Genomic DNA, 1,960 nt, shown 5'->3' with positions numbered 1-1,960 from the left:
GCGAGGTCTTCGGCTTCGTCGGCAGCGGCAGCAGCGCCGCCCCCAGCCAGATCTCCATCAACGGCGACGTCTGCAACGGCCAGACCGACCCCGACCCCACGGACCCGGACCCGACCGACCCGGACCCGGATCCCGGGAACCCCGAATGGGGCCAAGGGCTGCCGCCGGCCGACGCCGAGCTCAGCAGGGCCTACGAGCTGATCCTGGAATCGAACTCGAAGGGGTACGAGCCGCGTTCAGGTGAATGCTCCAACGCGATTCACGCCCGGTACTGGACCTACGGTCCCGACGGCAAGGTCTACCCGACCTGGCACCCCACGCAGGATCCCAGCGGCTGCGCGTTCGGGCACGAGCACGGTGACGACCCGCGGGACTCGGCGCTGTTCAACGAGAGCGGCTTCCCGCCGTTCGGGTACGTCAGCGAAGTCCAGGCCGACAGCCTGCCCGAGAACAGCCAGCGGCACGAGGACCACGTGGGCCACAAGGTGCTCGCGGTGAACACCGACGTGATCCAGGGCGACGACGGCTCGTCGTTCTTCCCGCCGCAGGGCACCGTGATCGCCAACTGCGACGTCCTGCTGAAGATCCACCAGGGCACGCACTCACCGGACGCGTTCAAGAACAACGTCCATGAGCTGATCAGCAACATCAAGTGCAATGCCAACGGGCAGACCGTTCAAGCGAACGTCGCGCTGATGATGCCGTTCGGCGTGGCCGGCGGCTTCAACCCGTCCGAGTGCCCCGGCTTCGGAGGCCCGCGCATCGAAGTCGGCACCCCGGTGCCGGCGGACTCCCCTTCGGAGTACGAGACGCTGGGCCGCCTCATCGCGGACTCCAGCTGCATCGACGCGATCCGTCGCGGTGACACCCACTTCGACCCGCTGTACCCCGAGCCGCAGCCGTTCAACGTCTCCGACATGGACGACTTCTGGTTCGGCAACTCGCAGGTCAACGGCGCGGGAGTGAACTTCAGCATCTCGCCGCTGTTCTACGTGATCGATTCGCAGCGCTATTACGACCCGTCGCTGCCGAACAACATGGGACGGGTCCTGGACCTGTGCTATGAACCCGACCTGCTGGGCGGCTTCAACTGCGATGAGGCCCTCCAGAACGGCAACGGCCAGCGGCTCGAGTGGGACAGCCCGCTCTCGCCGTTCAAGGGCGCCAACCGCGAGTACCGGCCGGGCGACTTCCTGGTGCAGGCCTCCGGCCCGACCACGGTATACACCGACGCCTATGGAGGCAACGTATCCACCACGCCGTTCGAAGGCTCCATCGAGCAGTACTTCGCCGGCAACAGCGGCTCGGACTGGTTCCTGCGCGGCGCCACCCGCGACTGGGACGACGGCACCGTCCACTCACCGAACTGACCGATTACCACCTGGCCCGGGGGCCCGCAGCGAGCCTGCTGCGGGCCCCCGGGCCGTGCTGTCGGCGTTGCCGGTGCGCAAGCGTGCCCGCAGACGTGAAGAAAGGGAGCCGCGACTTGCGCCGCAGCTCCCTTGTCAAGGCCGGCCTTCGCCGGGCCCCCATGGGTTTCCCTTTACCGCCAAGAGCGGAAGCGCCTCGACCTGTCAGCCGGGAGCGACGACGCGTTGGACGCTCTCTCGCAGCAGCGCGCGGCGCCGGTGGTGGAGCTCCTCCGGTTCGCCCTCGGATGCGGCGTAGACGTTGCTGACCGGCGACCACGCCATGGACATCGCGATGGCCATCGCCATCAGGTCGAACGGGTCTCTTGCAGGGCAAGGAAGAAGCTCCTGGTACAACAACAGTCGCCAAACACATTGCCGCCCAAGGAACTTCTTTGTTGTTGTACCAGGTCGCCCTGCCGCTGTCGAACCGCACTCTGAACTTCACCGGAGTCTCCCCCCTTCATGGGGACACCCTGATCGCTGGGCCGGTAGGCTCGGTTTTGAGGAGAGATCAAGGTGCCGAAGAAATACTCCGATGAGTTCAAAGC

The 1,960-nt window shown here is 66.4% G+C and carries 1 protein-coding gene and 2 pseudogenes; 1 reads left to right on the top strand and 2 read right to left on the bottom strand.

The features are described from left to right. Window positions 1-1,370 (top strand): annotated as a pseudogene (locus ACYVL2_RS19930) (hypothetical protein); the annotation flags it as partial. A 204-nt stretch (window positions 1,371-1,574) separates the two neighbouring features. Here ACYVL2_RS19930 and ACYVL2_RS19925 read toward each other — a convergent pair. Beyond that, window positions 1,575-1,733 (bottom strand): annotated as a pseudogene (locus ACYVL2_RS19925) (TetR/AcrR family transcriptional regulator); the annotation flags it as partial. Then, a partial coding sequence (locus tag ACYVL2_RS19920; protein ID WP_460546553.1) for a hypothetical protein occupies window positions 1,718-1,960 on the bottom strand: 243 nt, incomplete at its 5' end. The pseudogene ACYVL2_RS19925 and the gene ACYVL2_RS19920, both read right to left, overlap by 16 nt.

The sequence above is a fragment of the Glycomyces halotolerans genome, assembly GCF_054779575.1.
Note: the sequence above shows the minus strand (reverse complement) of the source record. Positions and strands in the feature narration are given on the sequence as shown.